Below are 20,480 nucleotides of genomic sequence, written 5' to 3'. Positions count from 1 at the left end.
TAAATTTTAGATATTTGTAAGATATTTGTTAAGCCTAACCGAAATTATTATTTATGAAAAAATTTAGCCTATTTTTAGTTACCGTTTTAACTATAATTGCTTGTTCAAAAAAAGAAACAAATCTTAAAGTTTCCGGTACTATAAAAGGACTTAAAAAAGGAACTCTTTATTTGCAAAAAATTGAAGATACTTCATTAGTAAATGTTGATTCTATTGCTGTAAACGGAGATTCTAATTTTCTATTAGAAACCAATATAGAAAGTCCACAGGTTATGTATTTATATTTAGATAAAATAGATAATTCAAAATTTGATGATCGGTTGGATTTTTTTGCTGATGAAGGTGAAGTAAAAATAACTACTAATTTAGAAAAATTTGAAACCGATGCTAAAATTACAGGCTCTGTTAATCAAGATAAATTAGTGGAATATCGTAAAATGATAAAACGCTTTAATGAAACAAACCTAGATATCATTAAAGAAAATTTTGAAGCTCAAAAAGCAAAAGATACACAACGAATTGCAGAATTAGATCAACAATACGAAAACCTCTTAAAACGGAAATATCTTTATACCGTTAATTTTGCTATAAACCATAAAGATTTAGAAGTTGCTCCATATTTAGCACTTTCTGAAGTTTTTGATGCTAATATTAAATATTTAGATACTATTTACAACTCGTTAAATAAAGACGTAAAAAAATCGAAATACGGTAAACAATTAAAACTTTTTTTAAAAGAGCGACGTGAAGAAAAAGAATTAGCAGAAAAAGTAGAAGACGAAAACTAAGAATCACTTCTTTTATAAATACTATTTAAAAGCCGCAAATATGCGGCTTTATTTTTTCCATAATCCTAACATTTTAGGCTATTTACAGATAAAGGTTTAAGATATTATTAGTACCGGTTCGGTTTTCTTTTGGTTAACTTCGGAAGAAAAAAATTTTATATATGATAGCAAAACCGAATCCAGACGAAAAATACGATCTTATATGTATTGGTGGTGGGATAATGAGTGCCACTTTAGCATTAATGACAAAAATTATAGATCCAAAAGCTAAAATTATAATTTTTGAACGCTTAAAGAAAGTATCCCAAGAGAGTACAGAAGCTTGGAATAATTCGGGAACGGGACATTCTGCGTTTTGCGAACTTAACTATACTCCAAAAGATAAAAATGGAGATATAGACATCTCTAAAGCAAAAGAAATTTTTCAGCAATACGAACGCTCTAAGCAATTCTGGGCATATTTAATTAAAAATGAATTACTGAAAAGTCCAAAATCATTCATCCATACTATTCCTCATCATAGCTGGGTTACAGGAAAAAATAATGTAGATTTTCTTAAGGACCGGTACAAAGCCATGAAAAACAGTTTTCAATTTGAAAACATGCAATTTACTGATGATTTTTCAAAAATGGAGCAATGGTTTCCGCTAATCATGAAAGATAGAAACCCAACTGAACCCATGGCCGCTACCCGGATGGAATTAGGAACAGGTGTAAATTTTGGAGCTTTAACAGAAGCTTATTTCGATATTTTAGAAAATGAATTTGAGGTTCCTATATTATTAAACCATGAAGTTACTGATGTAGATCCATACCGTAATGATGATTGGCTTGTAGAAGTAAACTACCGTAAAACAGATTATAAAACATATTACGATGCCGAACATGTTTTTATAGGTGCTGGTGGTGGAGCTTTACCACTACTTCAAAAAGTAGAAATAGAGGAAAAAGATGGATATGGCGGTTTTCCGGTTAGTGGGCAGTGGCTTTTTTGTAAAAATCAAGAAGTGATTAACCAACACGATGCTAAAGTATACAGTAAAGCAGGACCCGATGCTCCACCAATGTCTACCCCTCATTTAGATTCTAGATATATCGACGGAAAAAAACAACTATTATTCGGGCCTTTTGCTGGTTTTAGCACTAAATTTTTAAAAGAAGGCTCATATTTAGACTTCCCAAAATCCATAAAATTTGATAATATTCCTTCGATGTGGGGTGTGTTTTGGCACAATATTCCGCTTACAAAATATTTATTAGAGCAAATAAAAATGGATCATGAAGATCGGATGAATGAACTTAGAAAGTTCGTTAAAGATGCTCGGTCTAACGAATGGGAATTAAAAGTAGCCGGACAGCGCGTTCAGATTATTAAAAAAGATGAAGAACAAGGTGGAACTTTAGAATTTGGTACTGATGTTGTACATTCTAAAGATGGAAAAATTTCTGCTCTATTGGGCGCTTCGCCAGGAGCATCTACCGCTGTACATATAATGATTGATGTATTAAAGTTAGCTTTTCCAGAAAAATTAGCACAACCTGAAATACAAAATAAATTAGATGAAATGATTCCTTTTTGGAATCGAGATATTTCTGAAGAAAATAAAAATGAATTTAAAGAAGTTCAGCAAAAAACATCAAAATTATTAGAACTAGACGTATTACATTAATGAATAGTAATAGTAGATACTAAAATAAAAAAAATTATTCTCCTTAAATATTTAATACTCCGAAAAACTACAAAAAGACTCCTTAGAGAATATTAAGGAGTCCTTTTAATTATTCTAAAATAAACTCATTAACAATCACTTCGTTATCGAAACCATCATTATAAGTAATTTTTGTAGCAATATTAGTATCAGAATCAATAATGGATTCTATTGAATATTCTTCATTAGCTTTAAAAATGTTTTTCACACTCTGTAGAACATTTTTAGAAGTCTCTCTTGTCGCAAAAGCATTAGTTTCACCGCCTAATAAATTGTAAACTTCTTTACCAAAAGTAGCATCATAAATAAATGCTTCGGGATTTAAATATTCCGTATAGGTGTAAACATATTCTACATATCCAAACTGATTTGCACTCAACTTATTAGAATTCTGATCATACGTTGAAATAACTGTATTATTATCTGAATAATACGGACCATTGGCTTCGTAATAAACTAGATCTCCTTCTTTTGAAAGAATATATTTATACGTTTCTGAATCTTCTATATATTCATCATTAATTTCATTTTTAGTAAAAGAATTATTGTAGATAGTATCATTGGCATAAGTATAAACAGATTTATAATAGTTGTCATCATAATCATCTTCAGAAAAATATACGTAACTTTTTAATCGGCCTTCATTATCGTAGCTAAATTCATAACTACCTAGAACTTTATTGTCTTGTTCCTTCATGAATTTTAAAATTTTCCCATCTGTATCATATTGATATTGTATTGTTGATGTATCTACTGAAACAGTTTCATTATTATAATTTATTCTATAATTATAATAAACGCTTTCTATTATTTTATTATTTTTTAAATGTGATACCATAGAATCACTAACCTTCAAGGATCCATCATAATTTCTATAATAGGTTGCCGATATCCATTTACGTATTTTAATATCTTGGTTAGAAGTTTCTGTTATCTCGTTTTCATCTGAAGAGCAACTCTGTAAAAAAAAGAAAGGCAACATTAAAAATACGAGAAAGTAATTTTTTTTCATTTCAATTGGTTTAAATATAAAAAATTAGACATAAAAAAACTCCTTAGAAATTCTAAGGAGTTTTTTGTTTGAGCCGATGGAGGGACTCGAACCCACGACCTGCTGATTACAAATCAGCTGCTCTAGCCAGCTGAGCTACATCGGCAATAAATATGTTTATAAAGCATTTACCTTTTGTACAAGTGCTTCTGCTTTAGCTCCAAATTCTTTTTCTACAGCTTTAAAATGTTGTTTTTTATTTTCAACATCTTTTTGATTTATTTGCACAATTAAAGCATCAAAATCAGCTATAGCTTCATCTACAATGGCTTCCGTCTTTGCAGGATCTTCATCAGGATGAGTTTCTTGATGAATATAAGCAGCTTCTATAATGTCTCCAAAAACATTATTCATATCCCGCTTTAACAGTCGTTTACTTGCCATAATTGGTATAATTTTCGGGTGCAAATTTAAATCATTTTCCCGAATTAAAAACTATTTTTTTATCTTTTTTTCTATAACACACTCATTTTTTTATTCACCCCTATATGTAACAAAATTACGTTGGCTTTCGTAAAGTGTTACTGTCAATTCTAAATCATCTCGCAATTTTTCCCGTAATTTATTCCAAATTACAATGGCTATATTTTCTGCTGTAGGATTACGATCTTTAAATTCCGGAACTTCAATATTTAGATTTTTATGATCAAACGGCAATTCTACATCTTCATAGATAACGTCTTTTAATCGTTTCAAATTTATTACAAATCCTGTTTTAGGATCTACATCTCCGCAAACCGAAACAGTAAGGTCGTAATTATGCCCATGATAATGGGGGTTGCTACATTTACCAAATACTTCAAAATTCTTCTCGTCTGTCCATTCTTTTATAAAAAGACGGTGAGCAGCATTGAAGTGTGCTTTTCTGTGAACAGTTGCTTTCATTCTGAAATATGTTTGTAATACTTATCAAAAATGATTTTAAACCATTCTGTATAAAGTTTAGGATTTTCTTGAATATCGTTTTTAACCGCCTCTAAATTCATCCATTTCCAATTATTTACCTCATCCAGATTCGGTTTAGGCTGCTCATCGTAGTAACCAATCAAAATATGGTCAAACTCATGCTCAGTAAGTCCATTATCGAAGGGTGCTTTATAAATAAACGAAATGGTATCTTTTAGTTCGGTAGTAAACCCCATTTCTTCCATTAATCGGCGCTTCCCAGCTTCAATATTAGTTTCCCCTTCTCGTTGGTGGCTACAACAGGTATTGGTCCATAATCCAGGAGTATGATATTTTTCTAATGCACGTTGCTGAAGCATTAACTCTCCCTTTTTATTGAATACAAAAACCGAAAATGCACGATGTAATAATCCTTTTTCGTGCGCTTCAATTTTTTCCATTAAGCCTATTTGCTCGTCTTTTTCGTTAACTAGTATTACCTGATCTGTTCCCATCATACAATTTAGAGCTTCAAATGTACAAAATAGCATTCATCTTAAAAATTGCTATTTTACGACTATTATCAATAATAATCATTCATTCTTAATTTATCGCTATAGCACACCTTTAAAATTCAGTAAAATAATAGTATTTTTGCGCCTTAAATTTCGGTGAATGAAAACTTTTCAGAAAGAATTAAGACGTAGAAGAACTTTTGGTATTATATCGCATCCCGATGCCGGGAAAACAACACTTACAGAAAAACTATTATTATTTGGAGGAGCTATACAGGAAGCTGGTGCTGTAAAATCTAATAAAATAAAGAAAGGAGCTACTAGTGACTTTATGGAAATAGAGCGCCAACGTGGTATTTCGGTAGCAACTTCAGTTTTAGCCTTCGAATACAAAGACATCAAAATTAATATTTTGGATACTCCTGGGCATAAAGATTTTGCTGAAGATACTTTTAGAACTTTAACCGCAGTTGACAGTGTTATTGTAGTTATCGACGTAGCAAAAGGGGTTGAGGAACAAACTGAAAAATTGGTAGAAGTTTGCCGAATGCGAAATATCCCAATGATCGTTTTCATTAATAAATTAGATCGCGAAGGTAAAGACGCATTCGAATTATTAGATGAAATAGAACAAAAGCTAAATCTTACCGTAACGCCACTTTCTTACCCAATAGGAATGGGATACGATTTTAAAGGGATTTATAATATTTGGGAGAAAAATGTAAACCTTTTTACTGGAGATCCACGTAAGGATATAGAAGATACTATTGAAATTTCAGATTTAAATTCTTCAGAATTAGATGATCTTATCGGAAATGATCCAGCGAACGAGTTAAGGGAAGAACTAGAGCTAGCACAAGGCGTATATCCAGAATTTGATAAAAAAGCATATTTAGAGGGAAGATTACAACCTGTCTTTTTTGGTTCTGCTTTAAATAACTTCGGAGTTCGTGAGTTATTAGATTGCTTCATTAATATTGCTCCGCCTCCACGTCCAAAAGAAAGTGATGTTCGCGTTGTAGAACCAGCTGAAAATAAATTTACAGGATTTGTTTTTAAGATTCATGCCAATATGGATCCTAAACACCGAGACCGATTAGCCTTTATTAAAATTGTTTCTGGAAAGTTTGAACGAAATAAGAACTATTTACACGTTCGCCATAATAAAAACTTAAAATTCTCGAGCCCTAATGCCTTTTTTGCGGAGAAGAAAGAAATAGTTGATACCTCTTACGCAGGGGATATTGTTGGTTTACACGATACCGGAAACTTTAAAATTGGAGATACATTAACGGAAGGAGAAGTTTTAAATTATCGTGGTGTGCCAAGTTTCTCTCCAGAACATTTTAGATACATTAATAATGCCGACCCTATGAAATCTAAGCAATTAGAAAAAGGAGTCGATCAGCTAATGGATGAAGGTGTTGCGCAGTTATTTACATTAGAATTAAATGGTCGAAAAATTATTGGAACCGTTGGTGCTCTTCAATTTGAAGTAATTCAGTATCGTTTAGAGCACGAATATGGTGCTAAGTGTACGTATGAAAACCTAAATGTTTTTAAAGCCACCTGGGTAGAAGCCGAAGATGAAAAAAGTGAAGAGTTTAAAGACTTTAAACGTGTAAAAGCAAAATTCTTAGCAAAAGACAAACAAGGCCAGTTAGTATTTTTAGCTGATTCGCAGTTCTCTTTACAAATGACACAGCAAAAATATCCATCAATTAAATTTCATTTTACTTCGGAATTTTGAAATTGCGACTAGGGTCATCTTTAGCATACTCTACAAAAGCAAACCTAAACTTAACTCAGCAACCCATTTGTTTAATTACATGATGAGAGCCTGCATTAAGTTATGAATGACTTAAAATAAATTGAAGTAATTAGGAAACTTAAGTTGAAAAACCTAAGAATAGCTGTTTATTTACTATATTTTCGGCATAAAGTTGAATTATGGAAAGTATCGACAAGTTTGTCGCTGATTTTGCCTCTGCAGTTTGGGGATTACCACTGGTAATTTTACTAATTGGTGGCGGGATTTTTTTATTGATCTATTCTAAATTTCTTCCTTTTCGATATTTAGGGCATTCTATTGATCTTTTAAAAGGAAAGTACGATGATCCCAATGATCCGGGTGAGATTAGTCATTTTCAGGCTTTAGCTACGGCTTTAAGTAGTACTGTTGGCATGGGTAATATTGCCGGTGTTGCGGTTGCAATCGCTGTTGGAGGCCCGGGCGCAGTTTTTTGGCTTTGGGTGAGCGCTATTGTAGGAATGGCAACTAAATTTTTCACTAATACTCTGGCGGTAATGTATCGCGGTAAGGATTCTGAAGGAAAAATACAGGGTGGTGTGATGTACTTTATAATGGAAGGCCTTGGCCGAAATTGGAAATTCTTAGCTATATTTTTTAGCGTCGCAGGATTGGTTGGAGCGCTACCAATCTTCAATGTAAATCAACTTACCAAAGCAATCAATTCAATTTTACTAGAGCCTAATGGTATTGCTACAGGAAATATATCTAACTTTTCTATTGGTATTGTTTTAACCATAATTACTTCAATCGTTGTTTTAGGCGGTTTATATCGTATAAGCCGTACGGTTTCAAAATTGGTTCCGGCGATGGTGGTATTGTACTTTCTATCTGTAGTAGCTATACTAGTCATTAATTTTGAACAACTACCGCAGTATCTTTCTTTAATTTTTACCGATGCCTTTGCTGCAAATAATTATAAAGGAGATCCGCTTTTTGGCGGACTTTTAGGCGGTTTAATCCTGCTAGGTATACGTAGAGGTGCTTTTTCTAATGAAGCGGGTATTGGGACAGCTACAATGGCTCACGGCGCCAGTAAAACTTCACAGCCCATTCGAGAAGGAATGGTTGCGATGTTGGGACCAGCGATAGATACACTAATCGTTTGTACGCTAACTGCGCTTACCATTTTAGTAACCGGTGTTTGGCAAACCAGTGAAGCTAGCGGTGTTGCTTTAACAGCTAAAGCTTTTGGAGATTCTATCCCTGTTGTTGGATCTTATTTACTACTCATCTGTATTGCTGCTTTTAGTATATCCTCGCTGTTTTCTTATTCTTACTATGGAACGAAATGCCTTTCATTTTTAATTGGAGCAAAACATAAACACTGGTATAACTATTTTTACATTATCAGTATTATGCTTGGCGCCACAACAGAACAAAGCATCATACTGAATTTAATTGATGGATTTTTTGCGCTTATGGCCATACCTACCATGATATCTACATTAATCTTAGCACCTAGAGTGATGAAGCAGGCCAAAATATATTTTAAAAAATACGGTTAAAATGCTAGTTTTTTTTAATCCATCTTGAATATATCCACCTTTTTTCCGGTTAGCTTTTCCAGAAGAGCGGTCTTACGCAATACCCCCCAAATTTCTAATTCAGGATCACTGTGTGTATTGATAAGTAAATTAATTTTATCGGCAGTATTGTTGATTTCCAGTCGCTCAACATTTTGATAATGGCTCCTATCCAAACCATCAGCAACCCTTAGTATCGCAGAAAGCTTTTTAACTCGACGGCGCAATTTTTTACTTAGTTTTTTATAGGGCTTATGACGTTTATGAGGTGCCGATTTTCGATGGTATCGCGCTACATTTGCCATGATATTTATCTCATCTTCCTGAAAGCCTAACAAATCTGAAAATCTGATTAAATAAAGTGCATGTTTATGGTGCTTTCGATACGAGATGTAATAACCGATATCATGCATCAAGCTTGCATATTCCAGCAGTTCCCTATCACCTTCTTCTAGGCTCAAATCTTCCCTTAATTCATCGAAAAGTTGCAATGCAAATTTAGTTACGTGCTGAGAATGTGCTTTGATCCAATTACATTTGCGCAATAATTCGAATACACTCCTACGCCGCGGATCTTCAAAGCTTGCGACAAGATCCAAATGCAGCTCCTCTTTTTTCTGCTCGATATAATTTAGAATCATTCCCTCCCGTAAGGCACCTTCAGAGATTTTGATGTTTTCAATATCGCACTTATTTACTAAGTATTTTAATAGCACCATACCTGGATTGATGATATCAACCCGCTTTTCTTCCAATTTTTTTTCTTTTAATCTTCCTTTTTCATCTAATTTGATAAATTCCTTGTAGAAATCAAGAAAGGAATCTGATTCAAAATTAAGTTCGTTCAGTGTTCTTTTAGCTGTAATATCATTTCTACCGGCTACCATTTCCGCAATATTCTCCATAGTTCCCGAAGATCCGATAATTGTTTTCACTCCGTGTTCTTTGGCTAATTTTACTACCTCTGCTAATTTATCTTTATAATGATCTTTTAACTTATGGACATTATTCTTTTTAATGGGATCTGAATCTACGAAGGTAGCCGCCATCCTTGCTACACCAAGCTTCAAACTATTATAGTAGACAAAATCATCGCGATTGCCGATAATAAATTCAACACTACCACCACCGATATCTATCATTAGCACCATTTCATCCTCAATAACTACATTATGCTTTATAGCAAGACCAATCATATCAGCTTCCATTTTACCAGATATAGCTCGAATCCTTATGCCTATTTCATCTCCTGCTTCCTTAATAAAATCACCTCCGTTTTTAGCTTCTCTAATTGCACTTGTGGCATAAGCCAAAATATTCTCTACATTATGGCTATCGCATAAAAATTTAATCCTTTTTAAAGCCTCCAAGCCACGATCCATGGCCTGCCTACTCAATCTATCTTCAAGTCCTTTATCAGCAAGGCTTACCATTTCTTTTAATTTATTTACGGTACGAAAGCTACCATCAGGGTAAATATCTACCAGTACTGCATGAAAAGAATTTGTTCCAAGATCTATAGCAGCTATTCTTTTAGTAGGCTGGGATTGTGTTTTCTGATTGGACATATTTTTATTTAAGGATAATGAAATAATTACGTTAGCTTCCTAAAGTTAAACAAATATTGGTTATTAGCATTAAAAGAAAAAACCCATAGTCTAAGACTATGGGTTTATATTATCGCTTTACTCGATTATCGAGATTAAAAGCTTCTATTCTTGTCTCAAAATAAAAAATAATTTTCTAATAACACTTCGAATAATTACCTTGAAGTAGTTGTTTACTTGTAGCATTATTTTTTAAGCTTGGCCAGTAGGACCAAAATTTAAAGGTATTGGAGCCTTCTCTTGTTCTTTAATTTCTCCATGTGCTTTTTCAAAACGTTCTACATTATCTGCCAATGCACTTAAAAAACGTTTTGCATGCTGCGGCGTTAAAATAATTCTAGATTTTACTTTACTCTTAGGTTTCCCCGGCATAATATTTACAAAATCAATAACAAATTCTGAAGCTGAATGATTAATAATTGCCAGGTTGGAATAGGTTCCTTCAGCTACTTGTTCGTCTAATTCTATATTTATTTGTCCGGAATTTTCTTTTTTTTCTTCGCTCATTATAAATTATTTAAATTTAAAAATACAAAAAAATCCCGTCGCCGATATGCTCGAGACGGGATTTTAAATATATTGCTTTTAGCTAAATCTAACTATATTAGTTATAATTAACTTCTTGCTTTTGTTGAAGCATTTCGTCAAATTCTTCTTTAGAACCAACAATAATACTTTCATAATCTCTTAGACCTGTACCTGCAGGGATTCTATGTCCTACGATTACATTTTCTTTAAGACCTTCTAAGCTATCTATTTTTCCACTTACAGCTGCTTCATTCAATACTTTTGTAGTTTCCTGGAAGGAAGCTGCAGAAATAAATGATTTTGTTTGAAGCGATGCTCTTGTAATTCCCTGAAGAACTGGTGTTGCAGTTGCTGCAACAACATCTTTAGCAGTAGCCAAGTTTTTATCTTCCCTTCTAAGTGCAGAATTTTCATCCCGTAAATCTCTAGGAGATATAATTTGACCTGGTTTTAAATTATCAGAATCTCCAGCGTCTTCAATTACTTTCATTCCAAAGATTTTATCGTTTTGTTCGATAAAATCAGATTTATGAATCAATTGGTTTTCTAAGAAAATAGTATCACCTGGATCAACAATACGTACTTTTTGCATCATTTGGCGAACTACAACTTCAAAGTGCTTATCGTTAATTTTCACACCCTGTAGTCGATATACTTCTTGTACTTCGTTTACCAAATATTGTTGTACTGCGTTTGGTCCTTTAATATTCAAAATATCCTCAGGAGTAATAGAACCATCAGATAATGGCATACCCGCACGAACATAATCGTTCTCTTGTACTAGAATCTGATTAGAAAGTTTAACTAAATACTTTTTAACTTCTCCTAGCTTAGATTCTACAATAATTTCTCGGTTACCACGCTTGATTTTCCCAAAAGATACAACACCATCAATTGCTGAAACTACAGCTGGATTTGATGGGTTACGAGCTTCGAAAAGCTCGGTTACTCTTGGAAGACCACCGGTAATATCACCCGCTTTAGATGATTTACGAGGAATTTTTACAAGAATCTTTCCAATACCGATTTTCTCGTTATTGTCTACCATAAGGTGAGCTCCTACCGGAAGGTTATAAGAACGAATAACTTCATCCTGTTTACCTAAAATGTGTAAAGTAGGAATCAATTTTTTATTACGAGATTCAGAAATTACTTTCTCTTGGAAACCAGTTTGTTCATCAATCTCTACTTGATAAGTAACACCTTGATCTATATTTTCGTATTTAATTTTTCCAGCAAACTCTGAAATAATTACACCGTTATATGGATCCCACTGACAAATAGTAGTTCCTTCCTTTATTTCTGTTCCAGTTTCTACAAAAATCTCTGAACCGTAAGGTATGTTGTAAGTACTTAAAACAACACCTGTCTTTTTATCTTTTATCTTAGCTTCTGCTGTACGTGAAATTACAATATCTGACTTGTCGCCACTAGGAGTTTCTCCTTTAACAACTTTAAGATCTTCAATTTCAATAACACCATCAAACTTAGATAAATGTTTATTTTCTTCTGAAATGTTACCTGCAATACCACCAACGTGGAATGTACGTAATGTAAGCTGTGTACCAGGCTCTCCAATAGACTGAGCAGCAACTACACCTACAGCTTCACCACGTTGTACCAATTTATTAGTAGATAAGTTTCTACCATAACATTTTACACAAATACCACGTTTTGCTTCACATGTTAATGGTGAACGTACTTCTAAACTTTCAATCGGTGCTCCGTTAATAACTTCTACTATATCTTCTGTTATTTCTTCGCCAGCAGCTATAATTAATTCATCTGTAGTTGGATGGTAAACATCATTTAAAGAAATACGTCCTAAAATTCTTTCACCTAAAGACTCTACAATTTCTTCGTTTTTCTTTAATGCTTTTACTTCTACTCCACGTAATGTTCCACAATCTTCTTCATTCACAATTACATCCTGTGAAACATCTACCAAACGACGCGTTAAATAACCTGCATCAGCAGTTTTTAATGCGGTATCGGCAAGACCTTTACGAGCACCGTGAGTCGAGATAAAGTATTCAAGAATTGAAAGACCTTCTTTAAAGTTAGAAAGAATTGGATTTTCAATAATTTCACCTCCACCAGAGTTCGATTTTTTAGGCTTAGCCATCAAACCACGCATACCGGTTAACTGACGAATCTGTTCTTTAGATCCACGAGCACCAGAATCAAGCATCATGAATACCGAGTTAAATCCTTGCTTATCTTCACGAATACGCTTCATTGCTAATTCGGTAAGGCTGGCATTTGTTGATGTCCAGATATCAATAACCTGATTATAACGCTCATTATTTGTAATAAGCCCCATATTATAGTTACCGATAATACCTTCTACTTGCTCATTGGCTTCATCAATCATTCCTTGTTTTTCCGCAGGAATAATAATATCACCTAAACTGAAAGATAATCCACCACGGAATGCAAATCCATAACCAAGAGATTTAATTTTATCTAAGAATTCTGATGTTTCAGGAACACTTGTAATTCTTAAAATTTTACCGATAATTTCACGAAGCGATTTTTTGGTCAATACTTCATTAATATATCCGGCAACCTCTGGTACAGTTTCATTAAATAAAACTCTACCTACTGTACTATCAATAATTTGATAAACTAGCTTTCCTTCGTCATTATAATCTTTTGCTCTAATCTTTATTGGAGCATTTAAATCTACTCGTTTCTGATTGTAAGCAATAACTACTTCCTCAGCAGAATAGAATGTAAGTCCTTCTCCTGCAACTTTTTCTTCTTCTGTAGATTTTTTAAGTTTGGTCATATAATACAGACCCAATACCATATCCTGAGAAGGTACAGTAATAGGAGAACCATTTGCAGGGTTCAAGATATTATGAGAAGCCAACATTAATAATTGAGCTTCTAAAATAGCTTCTGGACCTAACGGTAAGTGAACCGCCATTTGATCCCCATCAAAATCAGCATTAAATGCCGTACATGCTAATGGGTGTAATTGTATTGCTTTACCTTCGATTAGTTTAGGTTGAAATGCCTGAATACCTAGACGGTGAAGCGTAGGAGCACGGTTAAGTAATACAGGATGTCCTTTAAGAACATTTTCTAAAATATCCCATACAACAGGCTCTTTTTTGTCTATTATTTTCTTAGCAGATTTTACTGTTTTTACAATTCCTCTTTCAATTAATTTTCTAATTACGAAAGGTTTGTAAAGCTCAGCCGCCATATTTTTTGGAAGACCACACTCGAACATTTTCAATTCAGGCCCTACAACAATTACTGAACGCGCTGAATAATCTACACGCTTACCAAGTAAGTTTTGACGAAAACGCCCTTGTTTACCTTTCAATGAATCTGAAAGAGATTTAAGAGGACGGTTAGAATCAGTTTTTACTGCTGAAGATTTTCTTGTGTTGTCTAATAATGAATCTACAGATTCCTGAAGCATACGTTTTTCATTACGTAAAATTACTTCCGGAGCCTTAATTTCCATTAAACGCTTCAAACGGTTGTTACGGATGATTACCCTTCTGTAAAGATCGTTAAGATCTGAAGTAGCAAAACGCCCACCATCTAAAGGCACAAGAGGTCTTAATTCTGGTGGAATAACCGGGATTACTTTCATAATCATCCATTCCGGTAAATTCTCACGGTTTTTGTTTGCATCACGAAGTGATTCTACAACTTGTAAACGCTTTAAAGCTTCTGTTTTACGTTGTTTTGAAGTTTCGTTATTTGCTTTATGTCTTAATTCGTATGAAAGCTCATCTAAATCGATTCTTTTAAGAATCTCAATTAGACACTCTGCTCCCATTTTAGCGATAAATTTATTTGGATCGCTATCTTCTAAATATTGATTTTCTTGAGGAAGCTCATCTAATATATCTAAATATTCTTCTTCAGTTAAGAAATCCATTTTCTTTAAATGCTCTCCATTCTCATTCTTAGCGTTACCAGGTTGTATTACTACATAACGTTCGTAGTAAATAATCATGTCTAATTTCTTAGACGGTAAACCTAATAAATAACCTATTTTGTTAGGTAAAGAACGGAAATACCAGATATGAGCTACAGGAACTACCAAATTGATATGCCCAACGCGATCTCTACGAACTTTCTTTTCTGTAACTTCTACACCACAACGATCACAAACAATTCCTTTGTATCGTATTCTTTTATATTTTCCACAGGCACATTCATAATCCTTTACAGGACCAAAAATACGCTCACAGAACAATCCGTCACGCTCTGGTTTATGCGTACGATAATTGATAGTTTCCGGTTTTAAAACTTCACCACGAGATTCTGCTAAGATAGACTCTGGAGAAGCTAAACCGATAGAGATTTTATTAAATCTCTGTACTGTATTCTTATCATTATTTCTAGCCATAATAAATGCTGCTATCTAATTATATTGATAATACTGAAATTCGGAATACCTTTTTAAAGGCATTCCGAGAAACAGCTTTTTATTCTTCTAATCTTAAATCCAGTCCTAAACCTTTTAACTCATGCATTAATACATTGAAAGATTCAGGTAATCCTGGTTCTGGCATAGGCTCTCCTTTTACGATACTCTCGTAAGTTTTAGCCCTTCCTATCACATCATCAGATTTAACTGTTAAGATTTCACGTAAGGTACTTGAAGCACCATATGCCTCAAGAGCCCAAACCTCCATCTCACCAAAACGCTGACCACCAAACTGAGCTTTACCACCTAGAGGCTGCTGAGTAATAAGAGAGTATGGTCCTATTGAACGAGCATGCATCTTATCATCAATCATGTGACCTAGTTTAAGCATGTAGATAACACCTACAGTAGCTCTTTGGTCAAAACGGTCTCCAGTACCACCATCATAAAGGTAAGTATGTCCAAATCTTGGAATTCCAGCTTCATCGGTTAACTCATTAATTTGCTCTAAAGTAGCACCATCAAAAATTGGAGTAGCATACTTTTTACCAAGTTTCAATCCAGCCCATCCTAATACAGTTTCGTAAATCTGACCGATGTTCATACGAGAAGGTACTCCAAGTGGATTCAATACAATATCTACCGGTGTTCCATCCTCTAAGAACGGCATATCTTCCTGACGAACAATACGAGCAACAATACCTTTGTTACCGTGACGCCCTGCCATTTTATCTCCTACTTTTAATTTACGTTTTTTTGCAATGTAAACCTTAGCAAGTTTCAAAATACCAGAAGGAAGCTCATCTCCTACGGAAATTGTAAATTTCTCTCTTCTTAAGTTCCCTTGAAGATCGTTCTCTTTAATTTTATAGTTGTGTAAAAGATCGGCAACCAATGCATTTGTGTGATCATCTGTAGTCCATACGCCTTGTGTTAAGTGTGTATAATCATCTACAGAATTTAACATTTTAAGAGTATATTTTTTACCTTTTGGTAAAACTTCTTCTCCTAAATCATTTTGAACACCTTGTGCAGTTTTCCCACCTACAATAGCAAAAAGCTTATCAATTAACTGAGATTTTAAAACCGAAAATTTAGCTTCGTATTTTTTATCTAAAGCAGCTACTTGCTCTTTATCTTGTGCTCTTTTACGTTTATCTTTTATTGCTCTAGCAAAAAGTTTCTTATTAATTACAACTCCACTTAAAGATGGAGAAGCTTTTAATGAAGCATCTTTTACATCTCCAGCTTTATCACCAAAAATAGCTCGCAATAATTTTTCTTCTGGAGTTGGATCACTTTCTCCTTTTGGAGTAATTTTCCCAATTAAAATATCACCAGGTTTAACTTCAGCACCTACACGGATCATTCCGTTTTCATCCAACTCTTTAGTAGCGTCTTCAGAAACATTTGGAATATCGTTAGTAAGCTCTTCGTTACCTAATTTAGTATCTCTAACTTCTAAAGAGTATTCATCAATGTGTACAGATGTAAAAATATCATCTCTAACTACTTTTTCAGAAATTACAATCGCATCCTCAAAGTTATACCCTTTCCAAGGCATAAAGGCTACTTTCATATTTCGCCCTAAAGCTAATTCACCTTTTTCTGTTGCATAACCTTCACAAAGCACTTGACCTCTTTCAACTCTATCACCAACACTTACAATTGGTTTTAGGTTAATAGAAGTACCTTGGTTGGTTTTTCTAAACTTAATAAGGTTGTAAGTTACAGAATCAGTATCAAAACTTACCATACGCTGCTCGTCAGTACGATCGTATTTTATGGTAATTTTTTGAGCATCTACATACTCTACTTCACCAGCACCTTCAGCATTAATTAATACTCGAGAATCTGTTGCAACTCTTCTTTCAAGACCTGTTCCAACAATTGGAGAATCTGAACGTAATAAAGGAACTGCTTGACGCATCATGTTAGACCCCATCAATGCACGGTTCGCATCATCATGTTCCAAGAATGGAATAAGTGAAGCAGAAATTGACGAAATTTGGTTAGGTGCAACATCTGTATAATCGATTTCTTTAGGATCTACTACCGGGAAGTCACCTTCCATCCGAGCAATTACTTTTTCAGAATCCATTGTTCCATCTTCTCGTAATGGAATATTGGCTTGACTTATTTTCTTACCTTCTTCTTCTTCAGCACTTAAATAGAAAGGTTCTTCATTTACATTGATTTTTCCTTCTGAAACTGTTCTATAAGGTGTTTCGATAAAGCCCATTCCATTAACTTTGGCATAAACTGAAAGTGATGAAATAAGACCAATGTTTGGACCTTCAGGGGTTTCAATAGGACATAATCTTCCGTAGTGAGTATAGTGAACATCACGTACCTCAAAACCTGCTCTTTCTCTAGAAAGACCACCAGGTCCTAATGCTGAAAGACGACGTTTATGTGTAATCTCTGCTAATGGATTTGTTTGATCCATAAACTGAGAAAGCTGATTGGTACCAAAGAATGAATTAATAACGGAAGATAAAGTTTTAGCGTTAATAAGATCGATAGGAGTAAATACCTCGTTATCTCTAACATTCATTCTCTCACGGATAGTACGAGCCATACGTGCAAGACCAACACCAAATTGTTGTGATAATTGCTCCCCTACAGTTCTAACACGACGGTTAGATAAGTGATCAATATCATCAATTTCAGCTTTTGAGTTAATTAACTCAATTAAATATTTTATAATAGTAATAATATCTTCTTTGGTAAGCACTTGCTTATCCATTCCAATATCAAGACCTAATTTTTTATTCATTCTGTAACGACCAACTTCACCTAAGCTATAACGTTGGTCTGAAAAGAATAATTTATCGATAATTCCACGAGCAGTTTCTTCATCTGGCGGTTCTGCATTACGAAGCTGACGGTAGATATGCTCTACTGCTTCTTTCTCTGAGTTCGTTGGATCTTTCTGCAATGTATTGTGAATAATTGCATAATCTCCAGTAGAATTATCTTCTTTATGTAATAGAATTGTTTTAGTACCAGTTTCTAAAATCTCTTCAATATGATCTTTATCTAACTCGGTATCTCTATCTAAAACTATTTCGTTACGTTCAATAGAAACTACTTCTCCTGTATCTTCATCTACAAAATCTTCATACCATGTATTAAGTACACGGGCAGCTAGTTTTCTACCTAAAACTTTTTTCAATCCGCTTTTAGAAACTTTTACTTCCTCTGCAAGGTCAAAAATTTCTAAGATATCTTTATCTCTTTCAAAACCGATGGCTCTGAAAAGAGTAGTTACGGGTAATTTTTTCTTTCTATCGATATAAGCATACATTACGCTATTAATATCGGTAGCAAATTCAATCCAAGAACCTTTAAAAGGAATTACTCTGGCTGAATATAATTTAGTTCCATTTGCATGGAAAGATTGTCCAAAGAAAACACCAGGAGAACGGTGTAATTGTGATACAACAACACGCTCTGCTCCGTTTATAACAAAAGTACCACTTGGGGTCATGTAAGGTATAGTTCCAAGATAAACATCTTGAACTATAGTTTCAAAATCTTCGTGCTCTGGATCGGTACAATACAATTTCAACCTAGCCTTAAGAGGAACACTATAGGTAAGCCCTCTTTCAATACACTCTTGGATAGAGTATCTTGGCGGATCTACAAAATAATCTAAAAACTCTAATACAAATTGATTACGGGTATCCGTAATTGGGAAATTCTCAAGGAAGGTATTGTAAAGTCCTTCATTTCCACGCTCTTCTGATTTTGTTTCTAATTGAAAGAAATCCTGAAAAGACTTTATCTGAATATCCAAAAAATCTGGATAATCAGGCATATTCTTTACAGAAGAGAAACTCAACCTTTCAGTTTGCTTTGCTAACATCAATGGACGGATTATAATTAAAATAAAAAATGGTCGCGAAATAGCATTAGCTATATATACGCAAAAGGGTTTAGACCTTTAGGATTGTATCCTAAGGTCTAAACCTAAATAATATTGCTTTGTCAAGCTTATTTAAGCTCAACCTCAGCTCCAGCTTCTTCTAATTGAGTTTTTAAAGCTTCTGCTTCGTCTTTAGCTATTCCTTCTTTAACAGCTTTAGGAGCTCCATCTACTAATTCTTTAGCATCTTTAAGACCTAGTCCTGTTAATTCTTTCACTAATTTAACTACAGCAAGTTTAGAACCTCCTGGAGCTTTAAGAATTACATCAAATTCTGTTTGCTCTTCTTCAGCATCTTCACCACCAGCAGCAGCTCCACCAGCTACAGCTACAGCAGCAGCAGCAGGCTCGATACCGTATTCTTCTTTTAATATATCAGCTAACTCATTTACTTCTTTAACCGTTAAGTTAACTAACTGTTCTGCGAATTCTTTTAAATCTGCCATTTTCTATCGTTTTAAAAAAGTTTTGTAAAATTTATTATTAAAAAGTGCGTATTAATCTTCTTTTTCAGAAAGTGTTTTTAAAATACCTGCAAGTTTACCACCACTAGATTTAAGTGCAGAAACAACGTTTTTAGCAGGTGATTGAAGTAATCCAATGATATCTCCAATAACTTCCTCTTTAGATTTGATATTAGAAAGTGTTTCTAAATAATCATCTCCAACATAGATAGCTTCATCTACGAAAGCACCTTTTAGAAGTGGTTTATCATTTTTCTTTCTGAATTCCTTGATTACTTTAGCTGGAGCATTACCAGTTTCAGCAATCATTATTGAGGTATTGCCTTTTAAAGTAGACGGAAGTTCACCGAAATCTTTATCAGTAGCTTCCATAGCTTTAGCAAGCAATGTATTTTTAACTACAGCCAGCTTTACATTTGCTTTAAAACAAGCTCTACGTAAATTAGAAGTTGTTCCAGCATCTAAACCTGAGATATCTGCTAAATAGATAATTGAAGTTTCAGCTAACTGGGCAGTTAAATCTTTTATTACTTTTGATTTTTCTTCTCTTGTCATAATACCTTATTATTGCTCAGTAAACCTTTTTGTATCTATAGCTATACCAGGACCCATTGTGCTAGCCAAATATATACTTGAAATATACACTCCTTTAGCTGCCTGAGGTTTTAGCTTTACAAGCGTAGTTAATAATTCTTTTGCATTTCCAGCAATTTTATCAGCATCAAAAGATACTTTTGCAATTCCTGCATGTACAATACCAGTTTTATCAACTTTAAAATCGATTTTACCAGCTTTTACATCTGCAACAGCTTTAGCGATATCCATAGTTACTGTACCAGTCTTTGGGTTAGGCATTAAACCTCTTGGCCCAAGAACACGTCCTAAAGGTCCAAGTTTTCCCATAACACTAGGCATAGTAATAATCACATCTACGTCTGTCCAGCCTCCTTTTATTTTTTCAAGGTATTCATCTAGCCCAACATAATCTGCTCCTGCATTCTTAGCTTCTTCTTCCTTATCTGGAGTAACCAAAGCTAATACTTTTACATCTTTACCAGTTCCGTGAGGTAATGTTACTACCCCTCTAACCATTTGGTTAGCCTTACGAGGATCTACATTCAAACGAACCGCCAAATCCACAGAAGCATCAAAGTTTTCTTTAGATATTTCTTTCACTAACGCTGAAGCTTCTGCTACAGAATAAAGTTTACCTTTCTCTAATTTCGACTGAGCTTCTTTTTGCTTTTTAGTCAATTTTGCCATTTTC

Annotated in this window: 15 protein-coding genes and 1 tRNA gene; 4 read left to right on the top strand and 12 right to left on the bottom strand. The window is 34.0% G+C overall.

Features of this window, described 5'->3' with window-relative positions; translation table 11 throughout:
- Nucleotides 1-53 precede the first annotated feature (53 nt).
- Both ACN0WI_RS12980 and mqo read left to right on the top strand, forming a co-directional pair.
- Nucleotides 54-788 carry a DUF4369 domain-containing protein gene (locus ACN0WI_RS12980; protein ID WP_417887373.1) on the top strand — a complete coding sequence of 245 codons (735 nt, stop codon included), beginning with the start codon at nt 54-56 and terminating at the stop codon, nt 786-788.
- 161 nt (nt 789-949) lie between these two features.
- A complete protein-coding gene (gene mqo, locus ACN0WI_RS12975; protein ID WP_417887372.1) occupies nt 950-2,458 on the top strand; it encodes a malate dehydrogenase (quinone) in 1,509 nt (502 codons plus the stop codon).
- A gap of 109 nt (nt 2,459-2,567) precedes the next feature.
- Here the strand turns inward: mqo and ACN0WI_RS12970 are convergent, their stop codons facing one another.
- The 5 genes from ACN0WI_RS12970 to idi all read right to left on the bottom strand — a co-directional run bounded on the left by ACN0WI_RS12970 (nt 2,568) and on the right by idi (nt 4,948).
- The gene (locus ACN0WI_RS12970; protein WP_417887371.1) at nt 2,568-3,509 is read right to left on the bottom strand and encodes a hypothetical protein; all 942 of its coding nucleotides are present in this window, start codon (nt 3,507-3,509) and stop codon (nt 2,568-2,570) included.
- Between the two features lie 71 nt (nt 3,510-3,580).
- Nucleotides 3,581-3,654 (bottom strand) — tRNA-Thr (locus ACN0WI_RS12965).
- A gap of 11 nt (nt 3,655-3,665) precedes the next feature.
- Nucleotides 3,666-3,932: a hypothetical protein gene (locus tag ACN0WI_RS12960; RefSeq protein WP_417887370.1), complete on the bottom strand. Its 267-nt coding sequence runs from the start codon at nt 3,930-3,932 to the stop codon at nt 3,666-3,668.
- A gap of 90 nt (nt 3,933-4,022) precedes the next feature.
- Nucleotides 4,023-4,433, bottom strand: a complete 411-nt coding sequence (locus tag ACN0WI_RS12955; RefSeq protein ID WP_417887368.1) for a 6-pyruvoyl trahydropterin synthase family protein — start codon at nt 4,431-4,433, stop codon at nt 4,023-4,025.
- Nucleotides 4,430-4,948 carry an isopentenyl-diphosphate Delta-isomerase gene (idi, locus tag ACN0WI_RS12950; protein WP_417887443.1) on the bottom strand — a complete coding sequence of 173 codons (519 nt, stop codon included), beginning with the start codon at nt 4,946-4,948 and terminating at the stop codon, nt 4,430-4,432. Before idi ends, ACN0WI_RS12955 begins: the two co-directional genes overlap by 4 nt.
- A 160-nt stretch (nt 4,949-5,108) precedes the next feature.
- Between idi and ACN0WI_RS12945 the strand changes: the two genes are divergently transcribed.
- Together ACN0WI_RS12945 and ACN0WI_RS12940 are read left to right on the top strand one after the other, a co-directional pair.
- Complete coding sequence (locus tag ACN0WI_RS12945) at nt 5,109-6,698, top strand: peptide chain release factor 3 (RefSeq protein ID WP_417887367.1); 1,590 nt, start codon at nt 5,109-5,111, stop codon at nt 6,696-6,698.
- Between the two features lie 200 nt (nt 6,699-6,898).
- A complete protein-coding gene (locus ACN0WI_RS12940) occupies nt 6,899-8,266 on the top strand; it encodes an alanine/glycine:cation symporter family protein (RefSeq protein ID WP_417887366.1) in 1,368 nt (455 codons plus the stop codon).
- A gap of 14 nt (nt 8,267-8,280) precedes the next feature.
- On the opposite strand, the gene ACN0WI_RS12935 is transcribed toward ACN0WI_RS12940, so the two are convergent.
- The 7 genes from ACN0WI_RS12935 to rplA all read right to left on the bottom strand — a co-directional run bounded on the left by ACN0WI_RS12935 (nt 8,281) and on the right by rplA (nt 20,476).
- Nucleotides 8,281-9,852: an HD domain-containing protein gene (locus ACN0WI_RS12935; RefSeq protein ID WP_417887365.1), complete on the bottom strand. Its 1,572-nt coding sequence runs from the start codon at nt 9,850-9,852 to the stop codon at nt 8,281-8,283.
- Between the two features lie 231 nt (nt 9,853-10,083).
- Nucleotides 10,084-10,398, bottom strand: coding sequence for a DUF3467 domain-containing protein (locus ACN0WI_RS12930; protein WP_417887364.1), 315 nt, complete (start codon nt 10,396-10,398; stop codon nt 10,084-10,086).
- A 97-nt stretch (nt 10,399-10,495) separates the two neighbouring features.
- A complete protein-coding gene (gene rpoC, locus ACN0WI_RS12925) occupies nt 10,496-14,797 on the bottom strand; it encodes a DNA-directed RNA polymerase subunit beta' (protein ID WP_417887363.1) in 4,302 nt (1,433 codons plus the stop codon).
- A gap of 79 nt (nt 14,798-14,876) precedes the next feature.
- Nucleotides 14,877-18,689, bottom strand: coding sequence for a DNA-directed RNA polymerase subunit beta (rpoB, locus tag ACN0WI_RS12920; protein ID WP_417887362.1), 3,813 nt, complete (start codon nt 18,687-18,689; stop codon nt 14,877-14,879).
- 128 nt (nt 18,690-18,817) lie between these two features.
- Entirely contained in the window at nt 18,818-19,195 is a 378-nt protein-coding gene (rplL, locus tag ACN0WI_RS12915) for a 50S ribosomal protein L7/L12 (RefSeq protein ID WP_417887360.1), read from the bottom strand.
- A gap of 51 nt (nt 19,196-19,246) precedes the next feature.
- Nucleotides 19,247-19,768: a 50S ribosomal protein L10 gene (gene rplJ / locus ACN0WI_RS12910; protein WP_417887359.1), complete on the bottom strand. Its 522-nt coding sequence runs from the start codon at nt 19,766-19,768 to the stop codon at nt 19,247-19,249.
- 9 nt (nt 19,769-19,777) lie between these two features.
- Entirely contained in the window at nt 19,778-20,476 is a 699-nt protein-coding gene (gene rplA / locus ACN0WI_RS12905; protein WP_417887358.1) for a 50S ribosomal protein L1, read from the bottom strand.
- Between the last annotated feature and the right edge of the window lie 4 nt (nt 20,477-20,480).

Origin of the sequence: Zunongwangia sp. (genome assembly GCF_048269745.1) — a bacterium.
Taxonomy (GTDB): Bacteria; Bacteroidota; Bacteroidia; order Flavobacteriales; family Flavobacteriaceae; genus Zunongwangia.
Note: the sequence above shows the minus strand (reverse complement) of the source record. Positions and strands in the feature narration are given on the sequence as shown.